Annotated in this window: 18 protein-coding genes and 2 pseudogenes; 7 read left to right on the top strand and 13 right to left on the bottom strand. The window is 68.3% G+C overall.

Going from position 1 to position 21,042, the window contains the following annotated elements; genetic code table 11:
- Window positions 1–95 precede the first annotated feature (95 nt).
- The gene (locus BJF89_RS02985; RefSeq protein WP_075812094.1) at window positions 96–554 is read left to right on the top strand and encodes a helix-turn-helix domain-containing protein; all 459 of its coding nucleotides are present in this window, start codon (window positions 96–98) and stop codon (window positions 552–554) included.
- Between the two features lie 44 nt (window positions 555–598).
- Here the strand turns inward: BJF89_RS02985 and BJF89_RS02980 are convergent, their stop codons facing one another.
- Window positions 599–1,414, bottom strand: coding sequence for a tryptophan-rich sensory protein (locus BJF89_RS02980; RefSeq protein WP_255372460.1), 816 nt, complete (start codon window positions 1,412–1,414; stop codon window positions 599–601).
- 85 nt (window positions 1,415–1,499) lie between these two features.
- On the opposite strand from BJF89_RS02980, the gene BJF89_RS02975 reads away from it, so the two are divergent.
- A complete protein-coding gene (locus BJF89_RS02975; RefSeq protein WP_075812092.1) occupies window positions 1,500–1,982 on the top strand; it encodes a MarR family winged helix-turn-helix transcriptional regulator in 483 nt (160 codons plus the stop codon).
- Window positions 1,983–2,000: 18 nt separating this feature from the next.
- On the top strand, window positions 2,001–3,506 hold the full coding sequence (locus tag BJF89_RS02970; RefSeq protein ID WP_075812090.1) for an SDR family oxidoreductase: 1,506 nt from the start codon (window positions 2,001–2,003) through the stop codon (window positions 3,504–3,506).
- Here BJF89_RS02970 and BJF89_RS02965 read toward each other — a convergent pair.
- The 5 genes and pseudogenes from BJF89_RS02965 to BJF89_RS19265 form a co-directional block, all read right to left on the bottom strand.
- Window positions 3,481–4,281, bottom strand: coding sequence for a DUF1295 domain-containing protein (locus tag BJF89_RS02965; RefSeq protein WP_075812088.1), 801 nt, complete (start codon window positions 4,279–4,281; stop codon window positions 3,481–3,483). The genes BJF89_RS02970 and BJF89_RS02965 overlap by 26 nt on opposite strands.
- A gap of 1 nt (window position 4,282) precedes the next feature.
- Window positions 4,283–5,581 (bottom strand): cyclopropane-fatty-acyl-phospholipid synthase family protein, encoded by a 1,299-nt coding sequence (locus BJF89_RS02960; protein WP_075812086.1) that lies wholly within the window; start codon window positions 5,579–5,581, stop codon window positions 4,283–4,285.
- Window positions 5,578–6,804: a cyclopropane-fatty-acyl-phospholipid synthase family protein gene (locus tag BJF89_RS02955; protein WP_075812084.1), complete on the bottom strand. Its 1,227-nt coding sequence runs from the start codon at window positions 6,802–6,804 to the stop codon at window positions 5,578–5,580. The genes BJF89_RS02960 and BJF89_RS02955 overlap by 4 nt, the downstream gene beginning before the upstream one ends.
- Window positions 6,801–7,442, bottom strand: a pseudogene (locus BJF89_RS19270) (DUF1365 family protein); the annotation flags it as partial. The gene BJF89_RS02955 and the pseudogene BJF89_RS19270, both read right to left, overlap by 4 nt.
- 108 nt (window positions 7,443–7,550) lie before the next feature.
- Window positions 7,551–8,843 (bottom strand): annotated as a pseudogene (locus BJF89_RS19265) (NAD(P)/FAD-dependent oxidoreductase); the annotation flags it as partial.
- Window positions 8,844–8,981: 138 nt separating this feature from the next.
- On the opposite strand from BJF89_RS19265, the gene BJF89_RS02945 reads away from it, so the two are divergent.
- Window positions 8,982–9,905: a glycosyltransferase gene (locus BJF89_RS02945; protein ID WP_075812080.1), complete on the top strand. Its 924-nt coding sequence runs from the start codon at window positions 8,982–8,984 to the stop codon at window positions 9,903–9,905.
- 33 nt (window positions 9,906–9,938) lie between these two features.
- Here BJF89_RS02945 and BJF89_RS02940 read toward each other — a convergent pair whose 3' ends face one another.
- The 5 genes from BJF89_RS02940 to BJF89_RS02920 all read right to left on the bottom strand — a co-directional run bounded on the left by BJF89_RS02940 (window position 9,939) and on the right by BJF89_RS02920 (window position 13,628).
- Window positions 9,939–10,391, bottom strand: coding sequence for a GtrA family protein (locus BJF89_RS02940; RefSeq protein WP_255372459.1), 453 nt, complete (start codon window positions 10,389–10,391; stop codon window positions 9,939–9,941).
- Complete coding sequence (locus BJF89_RS02935; protein WP_075812078.1) at window positions 10,388–11,146, bottom strand: GtrA family protein; 759 nt, start codon at window positions 11,144–11,146, stop codon at window positions 10,388–10,390. The genes BJF89_RS02940 and BJF89_RS02935 overlap by 4 nt, the downstream gene beginning before the upstream one ends.
- 86 nt (window positions 11,147–11,232) lie before the next feature.
- Window positions 11,233–12,423 carry a hypothetical protein gene (locus tag BJF89_RS02930; RefSeq protein WP_075812076.1) on the bottom strand — a complete coding sequence of 397 codons (1,191 nt, stop codon included), beginning with the start codon at window positions 12,421–12,423 and terminating at the stop codon, window positions 11,233–11,235.
- 105 nt (window positions 12,424–12,528) lie between these two features.
- Window positions 12,529–13,143, bottom strand: a complete 615-nt coding sequence (locus BJF89_RS02925) for an N-acetylglucosamine-6-phosphate deacetylase (protein WP_075812074.1) — start codon at window positions 13,141–13,143, stop codon at window positions 12,529–12,531.
- Entirely contained in the window at window positions 13,140–13,628 is a 489-nt protein-coding gene (locus BJF89_RS02920; RefSeq protein WP_075812072.1) for a hypothetical protein, read from the bottom strand. Before BJF89_RS02920 ends, BJF89_RS02925 begins: the two co-directional genes overlap by 4 nt.
- A 113-nt stretch (window positions 13,629–13,741) precedes the next feature.
- Here BJF89_RS02920 and BJF89_RS02915 point away from each other — a divergent pair, with 113 nt between their 5' ends.
- Window positions 13,742–14,062: a hypothetical protein gene (locus BJF89_RS02915; RefSeq protein ID WP_139311852.1), complete on the top strand. Its 321-nt coding sequence runs from the start codon at window positions 13,742–13,744 to the stop codon at window positions 14,060–14,062.
- 30 nt (window positions 14,063–14,092) lie between these two features.
- Here BJF89_RS02915 and BJF89_RS02910 read toward each other — a convergent pair whose 3' ends face one another.
- Complete coding sequence (locus tag BJF89_RS02910; protein WP_075812070.1) at window positions 14,093–17,200, bottom strand: hypothetical protein; 3,108 nt, start codon at window positions 17,198–17,200, stop codon at window positions 14,093–14,095.
- A gap of 49 nt (window positions 17,201–17,249) precedes the next feature.
- On the opposite strand from BJF89_RS02910, the gene BJF89_RS02905 reads away from it, so the two are divergent.
- Window positions 17,250–18,665 (top strand): FAD-binding oxidoreductase, encoded by a 1,416-nt coding sequence (locus BJF89_RS02905; protein WP_075812068.1) that lies wholly within the window; start codon window positions 17,250–17,252, stop codon window positions 18,663–18,665.
- Between the two features lie 12 nt (window positions 18,666–18,677).
- Window positions 18,678–19,436, top strand: a complete 759-nt coding sequence (locus BJF89_RS02900) for a decaprenylphospho-beta-D-erythro-pentofuranosid-2-ulose 2-reductase (RefSeq protein WP_075812066.1) — start codon at window positions 18,678–18,680, stop codon at window positions 19,434–19,436.
- Between the two features lie 470 nt (window positions 19,437–19,906).
- Here the strand turns inward: BJF89_RS02900 and BJF89_RS02895 are convergent, their stop codons facing one another.
- Window positions 19,907–21,013 carry an alkene reductase gene (locus tag BJF89_RS02895; protein WP_075812064.1) on the bottom strand — a complete coding sequence of 369 codons (1,107 nt, stop codon included), beginning with the start codon at window positions 21,011–21,013 and terminating at the stop codon, window positions 19,907–19,909.
- Window positions 21,014–21,042 lie beyond the last annotated feature (29 nt).

Raw genomic sequence — 21,042 nt, 5'->3', positions numbered from 1 at the left:
AGGTGTATCACTCACCTAGATAGGTATATCTCACACGTGTTCCGAAAATCACCGTTAATGATACATTCGCAATCATCGCTCGCTAAGATAGCTATATGGCAGGTCTCTCCGACACCCCTCACAACCCCGGCCGAGGACGACCCAAGACTCATCTCGTCCTGTCCGACAAGGAACGCGCGACTCTCTCCGGCTGGGCGAATGACGCCGCATCCGACAGTTCCCTCGCCCTCCGTGCGCGCATCATCCTCGCCTGCGCGGCAGGTGCGACGAACACCCGTGTGGCTGCCGAGCTGAGTGTCTCACGCCCGACGGTCGGCAAATGGCGCAGCCGGTTCATCAACCGTCGGCTCGACGGCCTTGCCGATGAACCACGCTCCGGGCGCCCACGGGCAATGAGCGTCGAACAGATCAAGGAGATCATGGCGGGGCGATCATCGGCGGGCAGAAGAAGCCCGACCACCTGGACCAGGCGTGAGCTGGCACGGTATACGGGCCTGTCGCCGTCGACGGTGGGACGCATCTGGAAGTCACTGGACATGCCGGACGCTCCCTGACACCGGAGGTCCTGGTAATCCCGGGCCTCCAGGAATCCTGACGGTCAGGGGCGCCGGAGGCGCCACACCGCCGCCACCGACACCACCACCGCGGCGGCGGCAAACGCCGCTGTCGAGGTAGTGCCCGACTCCCAGACGCCGTCGAGCCGGGCAACCCCGATCCACGCCAGTCCCCACGCCAGACCGACTGCGGGCATCAGGCGCCCTCCGCTACGCCACGCCGTCGCCACACCCACGGCGGCAGCCCCCGCCAGCACCACCGCGGCAGCGACGTCGTCCCACGAGCCGGACTGCGTTCCGAGTCCGTCCACGCCGTGCGCCGCGAGTACAGCAGCGACGTTGGCGACCGTGGCCACCGTGACCCAACCCAGATACAGTCCGAATGTGCCATCGGCGAGGACCGCACCCACCCTGGTTTCTGCCGGCGTCTCGATCATCAGCACCAGAATGCGCACGAGCACACCCAACAGCACCACGATCACCACCAGGCTCACCGTCAGCTGGTCGAGTTGCACCGACCAGATCCACGCTGCATTCAGCAGCATCGACGCCACCGCCCACGGTCGCAGCCTGCGTTGCCGTGACGACCGACGTTGGGACGGCAGCACCTGCCAGACCGAATACGCCACCAGACCCAGGTAGATCAGTGACCAGACCCGGAACGCCGGTGTCGCCGGGGCCAAGGGCGTGGCGTCCTGCCCGAGCCAGCCGCCGGCAGCCTCGGCGACCGGCGTGCCGCCGACAACGCCGGCGCCGAGGAACGCGACGGCAGTCGCAATGAATCCACTGGCGAGAACGACGAGCGGTACCGTGAGGGGCACGGGGGCCTCTGCATCTCCGGTCATGCTGGTGCGCCCCATGTTCCGCTCCTCGTGTCTCGTCCAGTCAGGATCGTCACCATAATAGCTAACTTGGCTAGCCGTTGTCAGCGGTTATGATGACCACATGTCAACGGACTACTGGTACGACGGTTCCGATCCCGCCGTGGCGCTTCTGCACGCCGTACGGCGGTTTCGGGCTGCCGACCAGGAGATGCGCCGACATGTCGGCTCCGACATGGGGTTGAACTCCACCGACACCGAGGCCGTGCGCCACATCATCGCCGGTGAACGCTCCGGGCATCCTCTGACCGCCAAGGCTCTGGCGGAGGTGCTGCACATCTCGACGGCCGCAACGGCGAAGCTGCTCAACCGGCTGACCGAATCCGGCCACATCCGGCGTGCCCCGCACCCTGACGACCGACGCTCGGTGATCATCGTGGCCACCGACCTCTCCCATGAGGAGGTGGAGGACTGGTTGTCCCCGATGCACGAGAAGATGCTGCAGGCCGCCCGCGACGTCCCCGCCGGAGACCGTCGCGCGATCATCGGATTCCTCGACGCGCTGGTGGAGGCCATCGCCCCGGACGACGCCCCACACGACGACTGAGGTGCCTACGCTGGTGCCATGGACATCCTCGTCACCGGCGCGTCGGGCTATATCGGCGGACGCCTCATCCCTGAGCTCCTCGCTGCGGGGCACCGCGTCCGCGCCGCCTCCCGCCACCCCGACGGGCTGGCCCGCTTCGACTGGTACGACGACGTCGACACCGTGTGCGCCGACCTGTCGGACCCCTCCTCCCTGACTCAGGCGGTCGGCGGTGTCGATGTCGTCTACTACCTCGTGCACTCCATGGGTGACAGCGCCGGCACCAGTTTCGAGGACGCCGAGAGCGATGCCGCAACGAACCTCTCCGAGGCTGCCGCGGCGGCCGGTGCCTCGCGGATCATCTACCTCTCCGGCATGCACCCGCCGGACCGAAACCTGGAGGACCTGTCCCAGCACATGCGGTCACGCGAACGTGTGGCCCGTATCCTGCTCGAGGGCGACGTCCCTGCCGTGGTGCTGCGTGCGGCCACCGTGATCGGCTCCGGCTCAGCGTCCTTCGAGATCATCCGGCATCTCACTGAACGCCTGCCGGTGATGGTCGCACCGCGGTGGATCAACAACCGCATCGAACCGATCAGCGTGCGGGACGTCCTGCACTATCTCGTCCACGCCGCCGACGCCGACGACCTCGACGGGGTCAATGACCAGTTCGACGTCGGGTGCGGGCAGACCTACCGGTTCTCGGACCTGCTGCGGATCTACGGCCGGATCCGCGGGCTGCGACGCCTGATCACCGCCGTTCCTGTCCCACTGCCGATGGACCAGCTGTCCGGTGGGTGGATCGGCCTGGTCACCCCGGTTCCCCGCTCGCTGGCGGTCCCGCTGGCGCAGTCCATGGCGGAGGACGCGGTGACCACCGACGGTCACCGGATCCGGGACGTCCTGCCCGACCCTCCGGGAGGCCTCGCCGACTATCCGACGGCGGTGCGTCGGGCCCTGCAGCGAGAAGCCACCGGTGAGGTCCCGACGTCCTGGGACCGGTCGTGGCAGTCCACCGACGTCGGCGGCGAGCTGCCCACCGACCCGGACTGGTCGGGTGAGACGGTGTACACCGACAGCCGCGAAGCACGGACGACGGCGACAGTGGAGCAGGTGTGGCAGGTCGTGGAGTCCATCGGCGGCCGCAACGGCTGGTACTCCACACCCCTGCTGTGGAACGTCCGCGGAATCATGGACCGGCTGGTCGGCGGCCCGGGCCTGGGAGGGCGTCGTGACCCCCGGCACCTCGCCACCGGTGACCGCGTCGACTGGTGGCGGGTGGAGCGTATCGACCGCCCCAACCTGCTGGTGCTGCGTGCGGAGATGAAGGTCAGCGGTCAGGCGTGGCTGATCCTCCGGGTCGACAGGGAGGACGGTGGCGACGGTGGCGACGAGGGCGCAAGAACCACCGTCTACCGGCAGGACGCGGTCTTCCTGCCGCGGGGCCTGCGCGGTCGGGCCTACTGGTGGGTCGTCGCCCCGTTCCACGCGGCGGTGTTCCCGCTGATGAAGCGCAACATCATCGCCGCGGCGGCAGCGGAATGAACATGGACGTCCGGCGCGTGTAGTCCTCCCACCCGTCCCGACCGGTCATGCGCTTCTCCAGCAACCGTGCCCCCGTCCCCCACACCAGGGTCACGGTCATCGCCACCGGGGACACCAGCGACAGCACCGCGGCCAGGACACCCACACCGGACGCTGCGGCCGCCACCCAGATCCCCCACCACACCAGTGACTCGCCGAAGTAGTTCGGGTGCCGGCTCCAGGACCACAGCCCGCGGTCCATCACCCGGCCGGAGACCCCTTCCGCGCGGAAGTCGTCCAGCTGACGGTCGGCGACCGACTCGAACACCAGGCCCGCCACTGCGACGACGATACCGAGGACGACGATCACCGGCGTCACCCCACCTGTGCCGCCCGTGCCGCCCACCGCCGCGACCTGGACCGGAACAGACACCAGCCATGCCACCGACCCCTGTGGCAGCAGCACCGAGGTCAGCAGACTCGCCGCCGGTTTTCGCATCAGGTCGTCGTAACGCGGGTCCTCCTTGTCACTGCCGAACCGTGTCACCAGATGGCGGGAGAGCCGTCCCGCCCAGACCACGACGACCACCAGCATCACCCACACCACCGGACCAGTGCCACCGGCGACCAGTCCGGTGACAGCGGCGGTCACGGAATTCAGCAGGATCAACGGCCCCCACAGCACGTCCATCACGGCGACCTTGCCGTGCCGTCGGATCACCACGGCGACCACCGTCATCACCAGGACAGTCATCACCGCACAGGCTGCGGCCACAATCAACCAGTCGACAACCATGTCACGCCCCCTCTGCCGGGAGCGCCGGTGGACGGACGGACAGGATCTGGTCGACGCCCATCCGTCCCTGCCGGAAAGCCATGCCACCGCCGACGAGGTACAGGTGCCAGACGCGGAAGACCTCCTCACCGACGAGACCGATGATCCGGTAGCGGTGGGCATGGAACCGGTCGATCCAGTGGTCCACCGTGCGCGCGTAGTCGTCCCTCATGCCACGGACCGCGCGCACCTCCAGGCCACCGTCCTCCAGCATCGACACGGTCTCCCCGAGCGGACGCATGTGCATGTCCGGGGCGATGAACGCCTCGATGAACGGCCCACCACCGGGATGACGCCCCCGGCGCGACATCTGCTGGATGAGCACCCGTCCGCCGGGTCGGACGCGGTCGTGGAGCGTCCGGATGAACGACGGGTAGTTGCGCTGCCCCACGTGCTCGCCCATCTCGATCGAGGAGACGGCGTCGAACTCTCCGGTGATGTCACGGTAGTCCTGCAGCAGTACGGTGACCCGGTCCTGCAGGCCGCGCTCCCGGACGAGGCGGTGCACCCAGTCACGTTGTTCGCGTGAGATCGTCACCGCCGTGACCTGCACGCGGTAGTTCTCGGCGGCGTGGACGGCGGTCGATCCCCAGCCGCAGCCGACGTCGAGCAGGTGCTGGCCCTCGGTGAGGTCGAGTGCCCGGCACACCAGGTCCAGTTTGGCCCGCTGGGCGTCCTCCAGAGTGGTCACTGGGGTGCTGCCGGGGCCGTCCCCGAAGAAGGCGCAGGAGTACGACATCGTCTCGTCGAGGATCTGGGCGTAGAACTCATTGGAGAGGTCGTAGTGGTGGGCGATCACCGACCGGTCACGGTCACGGGTGTGCGCCCGTCCCCGCAGGTGTGCCTGCGACGCCGGTGGAGTGGGTCGCCGACCGACCACGCCCAGGTCCTTCACCCCGCGTAGGACATTGACCAGTGAGGACGGCGTCAGTCGGACGCGAACCTCCGGGCGTCGGGCCAGCGCGGTGAGCCGGGCGAAGCCCTCGGCGAGAGCGTCGCTGGGCTCAGCGTCGATCTCGCCGGTGACGTACGCCTGGGCCAGACCCAGTTCACCCGGCGACCACAGCAGCCTCGTCAGTGCCTGCGGGTCTTTCACCACGAGCGTCGGGCAGTCGGCCCCGTCGGGCCCGGCGGTGCTGCCGTCCCAGGCCCGGATCTGGACCGGCAGGTCACCGGCGGTGACGCCGGTGGCCTGGGTGATCAGGATGACGAGCCGGTCGGCGGCAGTGGCGTGTCCGGTGGATGTGAGTGTGCTGGTCATGACTGGTTCTCCTGGTGATGATGCGGCCGGTGGAACTCCACCTGACCGACCGTGATGTAGTCGGCGGCGAAACCGGCCTGGCAGTAGGACAGGTAGAAATGCCACAGACGACGGAAGGCGTCGTCGAAGCCGAGTCGTCCGATCCTGCCGCTCTCCCGGCGGAATGCCTCGTCCCACCGTCGCAGCGTCTCGGCGTAGTCGGCGCCGAAGAACCGACGCGCGCCCGGACGCAGCCCGGCGCGTTCCGCCGCGGCGTCCAGCGCCTCAACCGAGGGGATGCACCCGCCGGGGAAGATGTAGCTGGTGATCCACGTCGCATTGTCCTTCGAGGCCGTCATCCGGTGGTGGTCCATGGTGATCGCCTGGATCACCGCGGTACCGCCGGGGAGCAGCCGGTCCCGGAGGGTGCCCATGTAGGCGTCCCAGTACTCGTGGCCGACCGCCTCGATCATCTCCACGGAGACCACTGCGTCATACTGTCCCTCCACCTCCCGGTAGTCCCGGACACCGATGTCCACCAGCCCGGCGACCCCGGCCTGCACCGCTCGTTCCCGCGCCAGGTCGGCCTGCTCGGTCGACAGGGTCACCGAGTGGACGTGGGCCCCACGTCCGGCGGCGCGGATCGCCAGTTCACCCCAGCCGGTACCGATCTCCAGAAGACGGGTGCCGGCGCCGACCCCGGCGCGGTCGAGCACCCGGTCCATCTTGGCGTTCTGCGCCTCCCGGAGGCTCATGCCCGACGAGGCGAACAACGCCGAGGAGTAGCTCATCCCTGGGTCGAGGAAGGTCGCGAAGAAGTCGTTGGACAGGTCGTAGTGGTGGCTGATGTTCGCCCGTGCCCCGTCCACCGTGTTGCGGTGCGCCCGTGGACGTCGGCGCAGGTACACAGCACGGAAACGCTGCATCCACCCAGGGACCAGGGTGGTGAACTTCCGGCAGAGGGCGGTGAGCGTGCCGGCGAGGTCGTCGGCCTCCCAGTCGCCGGCGGTGTAGGCCTCCCCGAATCCGATCAGGCCCCGGGCGCCGAGGCGGGCGTAGAACGCGTCGGGACGCAGGATCCTCAGGTCGGCGTGACCGACGTGCGGGTCGCCGACGTGGGCGACGGTGATACCGGCGGTCTTTGCCGCCCGGACCAGGAGTTTCCTGGTGACATAGGCTGCCACCGGTGCCTGCGGGGCCTCGGGGACAAGCCCCGGTGCGGTGACGTTCACTGACGGTCTCACGAGGGGACCTCCGTTCGAGTGGTGTGTGGCCGGGGTTGCACCGGTAGTCCCCGTGCCCACAGCCAGATGCCGTGGACCCGGATGAGCACGGCGGTGACCAGTGCTGCCGGTGCGGCACGGGCCGTGTCGAGCCACCGGGGAGCACCGTCGTGCACCGGTGCGCCGCGGACGGACGCGGCGAACGAGTAGTCGCCGACGCGCAGGGTGATGCCCACCTGCACCCGTCCGTCGACGGGGTACGGCACCCGGATCGCGTAGTCGCCGTCGGTGCCGTGGAAGGGCGAGACATAGAGTTCCTTGTCCGCGTGTGTTCTACCTGCCTCGTCCGGTCGGACGACATAGGCGTGGCTGTCACCGTAGGTGTTGTGCACCTCCAGCACGGTGACCAGCGGACCGCCCTCCGGCGAATCACACCAGAACACCGACAACGGGTTGAATCCGGTGCCCCACGCCCGTGGCATCGCCGCCATCCGGATACGGCCCACCGGCGCGGTGATGCCACGCTGTCGGAGCAGTCCGACCACACCGTCGCGGATACTCCGGCCACCGAGGTGGTCCCGCCCCAGGAACACCCCGCGCCACCACGACGCCACACCATGGTCCGGCAGGTGGTCGAGATCAACCAACCACATCCAGGAGCGGTGGGTGAAACGGTGCTCGACCGGTGTCGTCCGGGCATGTTTCACCGTGGTGCGCAGGACACGGTTCACCGGTTCCACCGCGCGGACGGACTCGTCCAGGGGCACCAGTCGGCGCGCTGCGGACAGCCCCGACCGGGCGCCGTCCTCGTGGAAACCCCAGCCCTGCCATGCGCCGGCGAAGACGATCCGGTCCGAGTCCAGCTCCCCCGACCGGCGCGACGCCGTCACGGACGTCGGGGTGTAGATGGGGTGGGAGTAGTCCCGTGTGGTGATCACCGTCGCCGGATCCACCAGGTCAGCGGCATTCAGGGTGACCAGGTAGCGGGTCCCGTCGGCCTCCGGAAGGCGCATCAGCCTGGTCATGTCGTAGGTGACGACCACCGCACCACTGCCGCGTTCCAGGTGGTTCCACGCCCCGCGGGCCACGGGGGTCCGCGGCAACAGGCTGGTGTCGGTGTGCAACTGCACCTGATTCCGTGAATACGGCATCGCCGAGAGGATCTCCTGCTGCGCGGGAGTCGGTGCCGCCAGCATCGCCAGCGCCTGGTCGGGATGGGTGGCGACGACCACGGCATCGAATATCCGCGACGTCCCGTCCACGGTGGTGACGCTGACCCCACCCTCATGCTCACTGACCCGTGTGACCGGTACGCCCGTCACAACCTCACCGCCGCGCGCGGTGACCACGTCGGCGATACGTCGTACGTACTCATGCGACCCGCCGACGACGGTGCGCCAGTGCGGCGAACCGAACACCCGCAGCATGCCGTGGTGTTCCAGGAACGTGAAGAGGTAGCGCGCCGGGTACCTGCCCGCGGTCGCCGGATCACAGGACCACACGGTGGCGACCAGTGGTGTCATGAAATGCCGCACGAAGTACGCCGAGAACCGTCCGCGGTGTAGGAATTCCTCCAGCGTCTCGTCGGCAGCGGTCCCGTCGGCAGCAGTGCCGTCCTCTGCCAGCAGCCTCCGTGCCCGACGGTGGAAACGCAGGATCTCCCCGAGCATCCTGAGATACGCAGGACGCCGCAGGTTCCGACGGTCCCCGAACAACCCCACGACGCCGCGGGCGCCGGCGTACTCCAGCCCCTCGCCACCGTGGGCGTCGTCGGCGCGGACCGACAGGGACATCTCCGCCGGACGGGTCCGGATACCCAGGTCGGCGAACATACGCAGCAGGACCGGATAAGTCCGGTCGTTGTGGACGATGAACCCGGTGTCGACGTTCACCTCACCGGCGCCGGTACGCACGGTGGTGGTGTCGGCGTGACCGCCGGCCCTGCCGTCCGCCTCGTACACCGTGACGGCCGCGTGGCTGGAAAGCTCATAGGCCGCGGTGAGCCCGCTGACTCCCGCACCGATGACGGCGATGCGGGTGGGCCGTGAGGAACTGGCCATGTGATCACTTCCCGTCTGCGCACCGGGGTCTTCCGGTGCGTGGAATCTCGAATCGAAAAATATATCAACCAGGTTAGCTATTTTTGCTCGGCGCTGCCGACACCTGGGCGCGCAGCCGCGCGTGGCACAATGACATCCATGCAGACACCCGTGCAGTCAGCAGCCCGCCTCCACCGCGACGGTTCCACCGCCGCAGTCATCGTCACCCACCAGCGGGTCGCGCTCCTACGCAACTCCCTGGCCGTCGTCTGCGCCCAGACCCACCCCGTGGACAAGGTCATCGTCGTCGACAACGGCTGCCAGGACGAGGTCCGCGTCCTGCTCGAGGAACTCGCCGGCGACCGGGCCGTCTACGTCCCCTCGCAGACCAACCTCGGTGGAGCCGGTGGCTTCGCCCTCGGCTTCCTCACCGCGCTGTCTCTCGGCATCGACGCCGTGTGGTGCGCCGACGACGACGGACGCCCGGCTGACGAGCACGTTCTGGAGAACCTCTACGACGTCGCCGAAACCCACGGCCTCGCCGAGGTGTCCCCCGCCGTCTGCAACATCGACGAGCCCGAGCGGCTCGCCTTCCCCCTGCGACAGGGAGTGGTGTGGCACCGCTACCTGCACGAACTGCAGGGTGACTTCCTGCCCGGCATCGCCAGTCTCTTCAACGGCGCCCTCCTCAGCGCCGAGGCGATGAAAGTCATCGGCGTCCCCGACTACCGTCTCTTCATCCGCGGCGACGAAGTCGAGTACCACCGGCGTCTCATGCGCTCCGGTCTCCCCTTCGGCACCTGCCTGACGACGTCCTACCTGCATCCCGACGGTGCCGACGAGTTCAAGCCGATCCTCGGGGGACGGATGCACACCCAATACCCCGACAATGCGACGAAGCGCTACTTCACCTACCGCAACCGCGGCTTCCTGATGAACCAGCCGGGGATGCGTCGTCTACTGCCACAGGAGTACGCACGTTTCGGCTGGTTCTTCCTGGTGCAGAAGCGCGACCTCAGGGGCTTCCGTGAGTGGCTGTCGCTGCAGGCGAAGGGACGCGCAGAGAAGTTCTACCGGCCGTAGGCGTAGTCGCTGCGGCACAGGGGCGGCGTCGACTCAGCTGCGGAAGATGACCCACCGCTGGATGATGAAGTTCAGCACCGTCGCCGTGCCCTGCGCAATGACGAAGCTGATCGCGCGGACCCAGAACTGGTCCAGGTCCATGCCCTCGAGCCACGGGATGCTCAATTTGTACAGACTGACCTGGACCGCGTAGGTGGCCAGGTAGGACGCCATCGTGATCAGAAAGCGTTTCACCGACGGGGTGGCCTGGAACGTCCACCGGCGGTTGATCAGGTATGCGGTGAGGGTGCCGAGGATGAAACCGACCGTCTTCGACGCACCGTCCCCCAGCCCCGCGAGGTAAAGTAGGTAGGTGCTGCCGAAGTCGACGACGGCGCCGACCACGCCAGTCATGATGAACCGGAACAACTGGGTCTTCAGCGTCAACCGCTCGATCGTCCCGGCGTCCTGTGCGGCATCCGGCACGTCCGTCGCGTGTCCCGTCACTTCTCGTCCCCCTCAGGCAGTGGCGTCAGGTGGACAGGCACATGGTGATCACGTGCGGCCCGGAAGGTCCACATCTTGTTGAACAGGAAGTTCACCGGGATCGCGACGCAGACACCGATGAGATTGCCCCAGTAGATGGGGTCCCGGAGACCACTGGAGCCGTCCCAGATCTCCCGCGACAAGGCCACCGGAGACTCGGGGTTGATCAGCGCGGTCTGCACGGCCAGCGTCACCAGCAGCCCGCCGATACCGACCATCATGAACGGGACGAGTTCGCGGAACCAGGACGACTTCCCTGATGTCCGGAACGTCCAGCGCCGGTTGAGGTTGAAGTTCCACAGGTTCGCCACGACGAACGCCAGCACCGCAAACACGTGGTACCAGCGGATGTGGAACTGCGTGCCGAGCAGGTTGGCGAAGGCCTCGTGGCCGTCGAAGTCCCAGAGCCACTGGGTGGTCTTGTTCGCCACGACGACGACGGCGTTGTTGACGACGACACCCGATGCGCCGACGATCCCGAACTTCAGGAACTGCCGCGCCAGCCGCCAGTAGCGCTCCGACGTGGACTGTCGCTGCGGGACCGTCGGCCCGTGATGTCTGCCGTCTGCGGCGGAGCCCGGTTGTTCGGCGATGGCGTCGGTCACGACGGGCGTCCTCTCTGCACTGGTGTCGGTCTTGGTCTCGATCTTGGTCTCGATCCTGGTCTCGATCCTGGTCCCGGACCCGGGGCGAAATCGCGGAGACTTATCGGACATACGCTACTGGCATATCCGCCAATTACGAAACACCGGCGACACACCGTGGTGTCGGGCGGGTGTCGGGCGGGTGTGGCGGTAACCCCTCAGCCGCCCGCGTCTCTCTCGTGCCGTTGCAGAAGGTAGCGGTACATCTCGAGCCGCTCAAGCAGGCTGCTGCGCGGCACCAGGGGCGTCACCACGGGGTCGGCGGCCCCGTTCGCCTCCCATGCTCCGGCACCGCAGGACGCCAGACTCCTCCCCGTCGCCGAGGACAGTCCACGTATCTCGGCGGCACTCAACGGGTCGACGGACAGGCGCCCGCCTCCCGGGGCGATGCCGGCGTCGGCCCGGGTGAAACCGAGTGCCGCCATCAGCATCTCCGAGATCTCGTCCGCGGTGGCCCGGTCCGACAGCGTCGACAGCGCCACAATCCGTGACCAGGCGGCGGCACGTCCGAGCGGAGTCGTCTCAGCGGGGACACCATCCAGGACGGCACGCGCACTGTCCTGCACCTGAGCGGGACGCCCCAGGTCAAGCGCCTGCAACAGGGGCGTGAACTCGTAGAGGTCACCGTCGAGCAACAGTTCCCGGAGTTCCGGGGCGAGTCCGGCGAGGATCTGCTCGACGGTCTCTTCTCCGGTCAACGCGACATTCACGGCGGCAAGGTCGACGTCCCGCGGGATCTCGACACCACCGGCGCCGTCGCCGGTCGATCCGACGAACGCCAAGGCTTTCAGCGCCACCGTCCGGCCGTCGCCGTCCGGCTCTCTCCTGGATTCGGGAATGAACTCCCCGGCGAGGCAGACGGCGTCCGGAGTGTGTTCATCCCTGGTCATCGCACCGGCGGTGGTCAGGGTGATGACGAGATCGTCGACGAGCAGGGAGGCCGTGCCGTCACGCCCCAGCGCCTCGTCCAGCGTGGTGCCGATCGGCCCGGCGGTGCGGCTGTAGACGCGGAGACGGTCACGACGACGTGCCTGCAGGGACCAGGTCGGACCGTCCGGGGAGCCGTCGAGCAGCTGCGTGGCGCCCGGCCAGTCGAAGGCGATGAGCACCGCACGGACGGTCTCGGCGACCGACAACTGGTCATTGAGGCCCAGGGCACGCGTGTAGAAGCCCGTGGACTGTCGGTGGTATTCAGCCAGGACCAGCAATGTGGCCGGCGGGACGGCGTCCGCACCCGCCGCGGTGCCCGCCCCCTCGTCCAGCAGCGGGAGCCGGAGTACCGCGGCAAGGCCGTCACCGGTCGCCGGGCCGCGGGAGCGGTCCGTCCGGGAAGCATGCCGTGCGTTCATGCCACCAAGGGTAGCGAGGTTGCCGGGTTGCTGCCGCCGCCCCGGCCGCACCCCGACCGTGCCTGGCTGTGCCTGGCTGTGTGCGGCCTGCGTGCCGGCCGCGCTTCAGGCGAGGACGAGCGGCAGGGCCCGCAACTCCCCGCCGAGCCTCTGCACCCGGAGTTTCTCGACGGCATTCCAGCCCTGGGCGAGACGGCGGACTCCACGGGCGGTGGACATGCACCGGATCACCGCCTCGGCGGCGTCCCCGTCCAGCCCCTGCGGTGGCAGTCCGTCCTGCTCCTCGAACTCGATCTCGCCCCAGGGGGGTTGTTGTTTGCCGGGGTTCACCTCGGCGAAGTCCTCCCGGTTACGCTCGACGGCTGCACGGGCGTTCTCCACTGTCGCCCTGAGATCCACGACCTGTACGCCGTCCGGTAGTCCCGCACCCTCACCCGACACGATGACCGGTCGACCGAGAATGAGCGACAGGACGGTCTCGCGGTCGTCCCGCCCGTCGATCCAGTCGGCGTCGGCAGCGAATCCGTGCACGCCGTCGGAATCGGCGAGCCAGGCACCGCTGAAGTCGCCGAGCAGAACCCGGGCGTCGACCTCGACCTGCCACACCGCAGTGACGTCGCCGACCGTGGCGGCGACCATCACCGGCGGATCCTGGGCGCGGGTCGCTCCCGCCTGCTGGGACTGGGTTCCCGCGGCCGACGGGGCGCCCGGGTCCGTCATGCGCGCACCCGCTCATTCACGACATAGAGCACGCCGAGCTGCGCCGCACCGTAGATCGTCGACGGCAGGGCGCGGAATACTCCCCCGACCAGGGGAATCCGTCCCCCGACACCACTCACCACCGCTGCACCGGCGGCGTCCAGGCGCCCGTTCAGCCAGACGCCGGTACCCACGGCCGCTGTGGCACCGGCCGCCAGCACCACCGTTCCCTGCACCGGGCCGGACCCCACCGCTTCACGTGCCTGCGCCAGGCTCTCGCTGATCTCCTGACGGTCCTCGTCCGAGAGAGCGTCCCACTCGTCGGCGAGGACGAGGCCGACACCGGTGGCCAGTACCGCGGCCTGGCCGACACGACGCGGCCACTTCCGCTTCACTACGTCGCGCAGCAGGTAGTACCCCAGCGTCGTGCCGGCGATGATCCGGAACTCCTTCTGCGTGAGCGCCCGTTTCCCTGCCCTGCTACGTGCCCTGGTTTTCTTGGCCATCGTGGTCCTCCTTGCCGTTTCGGCGTGCACCCCGGTACGGGAGTCACGTACGACACCGAGTGTAGAACAGCGCCCGGACATCATCCGGACACAGCCGTTGTACGCTGGACGCCATGTTCGGAAAAGACCGCGCCAAGACCCAGATGCGGCGCAACATCGCCAAGGCCACCGCCGGCCAACCTGCCGGGACAAAGGGGTCGCGGGCGGAGACCAGCGTGGTGGGTGGCACCGCGGCGGACAAGAGCTACGAGGCCGCCTCGCACGCCGAGGCGCCACTGAATGAGTTCATGGTGCGCCTGCTCGCCCAGGAGCTCCCGGTGCTCGACTCCACGAGTCGGCGCATCGTCAACCAGGAACTACGCGACTACAACGGCCCCACCATCACCTGCGTCGCCGAGCTCCCCGAGACGATCCGCGAGGTCATGGACCTCTAGACGGGCCGCCAGACGGGCCTGCGGGACAGGTCAGCCCCGCACGTCACCGAGCAGGGCGGTGTAACGGTCGCGGACCACCGGGTCCCCGCCGTAGCGCGCCGCCGCCTCCAGACGCCGTGTCACCGCTGCGATGAGCCAGTCGGCGTCGACCCGGCGCGCCTGTTGGGCCACCGACTCGAAGATCAGCAGCGCCTCGTTGTCACGGCCCGCCACATGCAGCAGCAGCGCCTCCTCGGTCAACGCCTCGAGACGTGCCGACTCCACAGTGACGCCAGGTGAGACATCCGTCCCCGCCCGGGTGAGCGTCCCTTCCGCCTCCTTCGCCACGCCGGCCGCCCACGCCGTCAACGCCAGTGCCTCGTCCACCCGGTCGGTGTGCACCAGGCCGCGGTTGATGTTCAGCACATGGTCGACCAGGTCTCCGGCGGCGCGCAGCCCCAGTTCCTCCGAGGACAATTCCGCTTCCACCGAGGTCGCCACCAGGTGAAACCGTCGGTAGGCCTCCTTCAGCCGCTCGACCTGGTCCGGCCAGTCCCGGGCGAAGTTCTCCCCCACCAGGGCCGTCGCCAGACGGGTGGCCTCCGCCTCACGACGGAACGCGGCATGGGGGAAGCGTGCCCAGTCCAGCCCTTCGATGTCGTCGAAGCCCTCCAGGACGAATGCGGCCCGCGGGAAATCCCGGTCGTCAAGGAGCGCGGAGACGCAGGTCACGTGGTATTCCGCAGCGACTTCCCACTGCTCCCTGAACTGGGCACTGTCCGCCGCCTCGGCGAAAGCCGCCGCCGCGGCCCGGTGATTGCCCAGCTTCGCCAGAGTCTCGCCACGCGCCGCCATGAGGTGGATGCGCATCATCGCCCCCTCGTCGTCCGACATCGTCGGCTCCTCCCCCGATTCCCCTGACACGGTGCGCAGGCACCGTTCATACACCGCGAGTGCCTCATGGAATGCACCGTGCCCGGACAGGGCCACACCCAGTGAGAGCAGTTCGTCCAGCAACTCCGGGGCAGCTTCGTCCCCGAGCATCGCCACCGGGCCGGGAGGTGGGACCGGCAGGCTCAGGGCTACCCCGGCGACGTAGTGCGCGACCTGTGCCACCAGCGCGTCCACCGCCGGGTCGTCGGCGGCGAGCTCACTGATGCCGGCGAGCAGTGCCGAGCCGACCTCCGGGATCGACCGTGGCAACAGCCGGGTGACCTGGTGTAATGCGCGCAACGCCAGCCGCAGCGACTCCCTGTCGGGATACACCCCGCCCATCAGGACGTCCTGTTCGATGACGCGTCGGACGAGCGGACCGGAGCCCTGCCAGAACCCCGCGACCGTCTCCACCCGGTTGGCGAGAATGGTGGCGGGATCGGCGCCGGCGTCCTCCGCGTCGTCCTGGGTGCGCTGCCGCTCCCGGAGCATCTCGTCGAGCTCGTCGAGCACCGGTGGGCCCGCCGCTTCGTCGTCCTCCGCCGGGACGTCGTCGATATCCTCGTCGTCCTCGTCAATGCCGTCTATACCGTCTATACCGTCTACACCGTCTACACCGTCTAGACCGTCGTCCTGCACGTCGTACCTGCGCAGGAGTTCCTCGACGACGGCCTCATGCGGGCCGAGCCCCACGCGTCCGTCGCGGATCTCCGTCAACCGGTCGACCGTGACCTCCACAGCCTCCGACAGGCCGAGCATCGAGTACATCATCAGTGCGGCAACGGTGTCGCCGGTATCGAGCGTCGAGAGGTCCACCGGGCCGGCCACCGGGATCTCGGGGGACACCGCCCCACTGACCTCGCCACGCCAGTCGGCGACCTCACGCGGCAGATGCAGCCAGGCGTCCTCCACCCAGGACGGCAGACGCGTCGGCATCACCGGGGTCACCGACAGGGCGTGGGACTCCGGCACCGGGACGTCCGGCGCCGACGGCGCACCGGACGGTGCCCGGTGCAGTGCCAACCCGATGCTCGACTCGACGTCATTGCCGTTGCGCCGGTCCAGTGCGGCCGCTGCGGAGCGTGCCCGTTCGCCGGTCCACCGGGCGAGACCCGCGACCGTCCCGCCGCCGGTCTGCTCACCCGCGAACGCCAGCCAGTCCGCCACCGCCGGCAACCCGGCGAACAACGGCCGCACCGCACCGTGCCCGGCCTCCACTGCCGCGGCGAGAACCGTGTGCATCCCCTCCAGCAGATGGACGTCCGACGAGGGGTCACGCCGGTGCAGCGCCATGACCGGCAGCATCCGGTCCAGCAGCCCCAGCGCCAGTGACGCCCGTCCCGACACCGCCAGATACTCGGCGACCTGCAACAGTGCGTCCGACAACTCCGGCGAGCCCACCGCGCGGTCAGCGACGAAGGCCGCCCGCGCCGCTGAGACCTCCAGCGCGACGACACCGGAGAGTGGAATCAACGACTCGGCTAGCATCACCGTCGGCTGGACATGGGCCTCCGGGGCGTTCTCCATCGCCGCGACGATCCCGACCACCGACTCCAGGTCGCCACGCTGTAGCGCCACCATGCCCCGGACGTCCAGGTCACGCTGGAAACGGTGCGCCTCCGCCCAGGTCAGCTCCTCTGGCAAGGACGGCTCCGGCAGATCGTCGAGCAGCTCCTGCGCGTCGTCCAACCGGCCCAGTGCCAGTAGGACACGCACCCGGGTCTCGGCGATATCGGTCTCGGAGCGTCCCAGCTCCCGCAGCGCCCCGACGGCCTGTTCGCTCAGATCCTCGAGGTCCGCGAGGTCCATGTCCGGACGCTGCGCGGCGCTCAGGACGATCTCCTGCCACAGCAGGTCGAAGATATTCGGCAGGTCGGCGTCACCCGTGCCGCCTGTGCCACCCGTGTCGACTGTGCCACCGGCGGCCGGTCCTGCATCGGGATTCGCCGGGAAGCGTTCCGGGTCCTCGCGGTGAATCTTCCACAGCCCGGGCAACAGGTCGACGGTGTCCCGCCGGTCCAACGCCTCCCCCTCCAGACAACGCAGCAGGTCAATCCGGTACGCCAACTCCTCATCTTCACGGGAAGTTCCCAGACAATCCGAGAGTTCCTCACACCTGCGCAGGTAGGACTCCTCACCGATCTCGCCACGCGAGCGCATCCCCCGCAGAGACTCCCACTCGTGTGCGACCCACGCCACATCCTGCGTACCTCTGACCCGTCCCATGCCCCAACTATGACATGAATCAGCCTCCCCCGGCGGTAGGGTGGTCCCCATGGAACTGAAGACGCACACCCGGACGCTCACCGGGTGGGGACGAACCGCGCCCACCTCGGCCGAGGTCCTCGCCACCCTTGATGTCGACATCATCTCCGCCGCCGTCGCCCAGGTCGCCGACGAGAACGCCGACAAGCCCGACCACCTCAAGCGCGGTGTCATCGCCCGCGGCATGGGCCGGTCCTACGGCGACCCCGCCATGAACGGCGGCGGCCTCGTGATCGACATGCAGCAGCTCAACCGCATCCACTCCATCGACCCGGACACCGCCCTGGTCGACGTGGACGCCGGCGTCACCCTCGACCAGCTGATGAAGGCCGCACTGCCGTCCGGGCTCTGGGTCCCCGTCCTGCCCGGCACCCGCCAGGTCACCATCGGCGGAGCCATCGGCCCGGACATCCACGGCAAGAACCACCACTCCGCCGGATCCTTCGGCGACCACGTGGTCTCCATGGAACTGCTCGTCGCCGACGGCCGTGTCCTGCACCTGGAACCGGAAGGCTCCACGGACGACCCCGACGGCACCCTGTTCTGGGCCACCGTCGGCGGGATGGGACTGACCGGCATCATCCTGCGTGCCACCATCCGGATGACGAAAACCGAGACCGCCTACTTCCTCGCGGACACCGACCGCACGGACACGCTCGACGAGACCATCGCCGCACACTCCGACGGTTCCGAGGTCAACTACACCTACTCCTCGGCGTGGTTCGACTGCATCTCCCCCGCCCCGAAACTGGGCCGGGCGACGATCTCCCGCGGCTCCCTGGCCACCCTGGACCAGCTCAAGGAGTACGCGCCGAAACTGGCGGCGGACCCGCTGAAGTTCAACGCACCGCAGCTGATGACGGTGCCGGACATCTTCCCGTCCTTCACCCTGAACAAGCTGACCCTCTCCGCGGTCGGCCTGGCGTACTACACGATGGGTGCCCCGGCGAAGAACCAGATCAAGAACCTCACGCAGTTCTACCAGCCGCTCGACCTCATCGGAGAGTGGAACCGCGGCTACGGCTCCAAGGGCTTCCTGCAGTACCAGTTCGTGGTGCCGACCGAGGCTGTGGAAGCGTTCAAGGACATCATCCGCGAGATTCAGGCGTCCGGCCACTACTCCGCGCTCAACGTGTTCAAGCTCTTCGGCGAGGGCAACCGCGCTCCGCTGAGCTACCCCATGCCGGGGTGGAACGTGTGCGTGGACTTCCCGATCCGCCCCGGTCTCGGCGAGTTCCTCGACAAGCTCGACCAGCGCGTCATGGAGTTCGGCGGACGTCTCTACCTGGCCAAGGAGTCACGGACCTCCGCCGAGAACTTCCACAAGATGTACCCCGGCCTGTCCGGCTGGCTGGACACCCGACGGTCCATCGACCCCACCGGTGTCTTCGCCTCCGACATGTCCCGCCGCCTCGAGCTCAACTAGGAGAGTCTTCCAATGATCAATGCCGTGGGTAAACCCCAGTCCATCCTGCTGCTCGGCGGCGCCTCCGACATGGGGCTCGCCGTGGTCGAGGAGTTCCTGACCCGTGGCCCGGCACGCGTGGTGCTGGCCGCCCGTCCGGGTGAGGACCTCTCCTCCGCCGTCGGTCGCATGGAGTCCGCCGGCGCCTCCACCGTGGAGACGGTCGGCTTCGACGCCACCGACTTCGACTCCCACCCGGAAGTCTTCGACGAGATCTGGGCCGGTGGCGACATCGACCTCGCCGTCGTCGCCTTCGGTGTCCTCGGCGACAACGAGGTGCAGTGGACCGACCAGAAGCAGGCCGTGCTGGCCGCCCAGGTCAACTACACCGGTGCGGTCTCCGTCGGCGTGCTGCTGTCCAACCGGATGAAGGCCCAGGGACATGGCCAGATCGTGGTGTTTTCCTCCGTCGCCGGTGAGATGGTGCGCCGCTCGAACTTCGTCTACGGCTCCACCAAGGCCGGCGTGGACGGCTTCTACCGGATGCTCGGTGAGGCTCTGCGCGGCACCGGGGTGAAGGTCCTGACGGTGCGCCCCGGCCAGGTCCGCACCAACATGACCGCCGCGTTGGACGACGCCCCGCTCACCGTGGACAAGACCGATGCCGCCAAGGCTGTCGCCGCCGGGGTGGACAGCGGCAAGCCGGTCATCTGGATCCACCCACTGTTCCGCCCGATCATGCTGATCCTGAAGAACCTGCCGCAGTTCATCGTGCGGCGGCTGCCGCTGTAGGGGGCTGCGGCTGTAGGCTGCTTCCGTATCGCGTCAGGTGCGGTGAGGGGATGTAGGGGTTCACCTGCGGGACCGTTGCGGTAGCACACCAGCCCTCGGGTGGCAGAGGTACAGGCCCGATGGCAGAGGGTCCGGTCGCTTTTGGGGCCTAGAACGACCGGCGGGTCTGCCAGCGGACCGACTGCTCCGCCGGATCATCCCCACAGCGCAATACACAGGTACGAAAAGCAGTGATCTGTTCGCCACACTCCGCTACGCGAACGAATCGTGGCATAAACGTGCTCCAGGCTATTCCTGGGGAGCAGATACTACGAGACTCTGCCCCAGCACTGCCGCTCCCCGTCACCGGCTAAGGGGCGCCGGGCCTGGCGCAGGCCCAAGAGCCTCAATCTCCTCGACCTCCTCGCTCTCCGCGACGAATTCACGGAGCACGCCGGACGCCGCGGCACCCCCTGAGCCGGGCATCCGTCCTACTCCGCGAAGGGGTAGTCGGTGTACCCGTGGGCCCCGCCGACGTAGAACGTCGAGGAATCCGGCCGGTTCAGTTCCAGTCCGTCCTGCCAACGGCGGACCAGATCCGGGTTGGCGATGAGTTGGCGACCGACCACTGCGGCATCGGCCAGATCGTCCTCAACGATGTGCCGCGCCTCGTCCAGCTCGGTGACATGACCGAAACCACTGTTGAGCAGGAATGTCCCGGCGAACTTCTCACGCAGGGTCGCGACCAGGTCGCCGTCGATGTCCGCGTGCAACACCGAGAGGTAGGCCAGTCCGAGGTCCCGGATGCCGTCGATGAGGGCGCCGTAGGTGGCCAGGACGTCCTCCCGGTCGTCCTCCGGAACACCCTGCACACCGTGCTCCGGGGAGATCCGTAGTGCCGTACGCTCCGGTCCGATCTCCGCGGCCACGGCCCGGACCACCTCGACGGTGAGACGGGCCCGGTTTTCCGGGGAACCGCCGTAGGCGTCCTCACGGTGGTTCGACGATGCCGCCGTGAACTCGTGCAGCAGGTAGCCGTTCGCGCCGTGGATCTCCACCGCGTCAATGCCTGCATCGACGGCCCGGCGTGCTCCGTCCACGAACTCCTGGATGATCCGCGGAATCTCGTCGGTCTCCAGTGCCCTCGGCACCACACCGTCGAGCTTCCCGGAGAATCCCCGTACCGGGCCGCCAGTGCCGATCGCACTGGGCGCCTCCGGCTCTCCGCCGCGCAGCAGGTCGGGGTGGGACGTGCGCCCACCGTGCATGATCTGCATGGCCAGCGTCCCGCCCTCCGCGTGCACGGCGTCGGCGACCTGCGCCCAGCCGGCCTGCTGCGCGTCATCGGCGATACCTGCCTGCCCCGGGAAGGAACGGTTACTGAACGCGGGGAAGGTGCCCTCAGTCAGCACCAGGCCAGCCGATGCGCGCTGCCGGTAGTACTCCACGTGCAGGTCGGTGGGCACGCCGTCCTCTTCTGCACGCTGACGGGTCAGCGCAGCCATGGTCACCCGGTTCTTCAGGTGGAGCGCACCGGTGTCCAGTGGGTCGAAGAGAGACGTCGTTGTGGTCGTGGTCGTGGAAGTCGTTGTAGTCACCTCCGGGACAACCCTGGCGGGCAGGACGG

This window comes from Corynebacterium sp. CNJ-954 (assembly GCF_001942345.1).
In the GTDB taxonomy this organism is placed as follows: Bacteria; Actinomycetota; Actinomycetes; order Mycobacteriales; family Mycobacteriaceae; genus Corynebacterium.
Note: the sequence above shows the minus strand (reverse complement) of the source record. Positions and strands in the feature narration are given on the sequence as shown.

Excerpts from the sequence above, each read along its gene's own strand:
- BJF89_RS02985 (WP_075812094.1), top strand. The coding sequence starts at position 96 with ATGGCAGGTCTCTCCGACACCCCTCACAACCCCGGCCGAGGACGACCC.
- BJF89_RS02980 (WP_255372460.1), bottom strand. The coding sequence starts at position 1,414 with ATGGGGCGCACCAGCATGACCGGAGATGCAGAGGCCCCCGTGCCCCTC.
- BJF89_RS02975 (WP_075812092.1), top strand. The coding sequence starts at position 1,500 with ATGTCAACGGACTACTGGTACGACGGTTCCGATCCCGCCGTGGCGCTT.
- BJF89_RS02970 (WP_075812090.1), top strand. The coding sequence starts at position 2,001 with ATGGACATCCTCGTCACCGGCGCGTCGGGCTATATCGGCGGACGCCTC.
- BJF89_RS02965 (WP_075812088.1), bottom strand. The coding sequence starts at position 4,281 with ATGGTTGTCGACTGGTTGATTGTGGCCGCAGCCTGTGCGGTGATGACT.
- BJF89_RS02960 (WP_075812086.1), bottom strand. The coding sequence starts at position 5,581 with ATGACCAGCACACTCACATCCACCGGACACGCCACTGCCGCCGACCGG.
- BJF89_RS02945 (WP_075812080.1), top strand. The coding sequence starts at position 8,982 with ATGCAGACACCCGTGCAGTCAGCAGCCCGCCTCCACCGCGACGGTTCC.
- BJF89_RS02935 (WP_075812078.1), bottom strand. The coding sequence starts at position 11,146 with ATGTCCGATAAGTCTCCGCGATTTCGCCCCGGGTCCGGGACCAGGATC.
- BJF89_RS02930 (WP_075812076.1), bottom strand. The coding sequence starts at position 12,423 with ATGAACGCACGGCATGCTTCCCGGACGGACCGCTCCCGCGGCCCGGCG.
- BJF89_RS02925 (WP_075812074.1), bottom strand. The coding sequence starts at position 13,143 with ATGACGGACCCGGGCGCCCCGTCGGCCGCGGGAACCCAGTCCCAGCAG.
- BJF89_RS02920 (WP_075812072.1), bottom strand. The coding sequence starts at position 13,628 with ATGGCCAAGAAAACCAGGGCACGTAGCAGGGCAGGGAAACGGGCGCTC.
- BJF89_RS02915 (WP_139311852.1), top strand. The coding sequence starts at position 13,742 with ATGTTCGGAAAAGACCGCGCCAAGACCCAGATGCGGCGCAACATCGCC.
- BJF89_RS02910 (WP_075812070.1), bottom strand. The coding sequence starts at position 17,200 with ATGGGACGGGTCAGAGGTACGCAGGATGTGGCGTGGGTCGCACACGAG.
- BJF89_RS02905 (WP_075812068.1), top strand. The coding sequence starts at position 17,250 with ATGGAACTGAAGACGCACACCCGGACGCTCACCGGGTGGGGACGAACC.
- BJF89_RS02900 (WP_075812066.1), top strand. The coding sequence starts at position 18,678 with ATGATCAATGCCGTGGGTAAACCCCAGTCCATCCTGCTGCTCGGCGGC.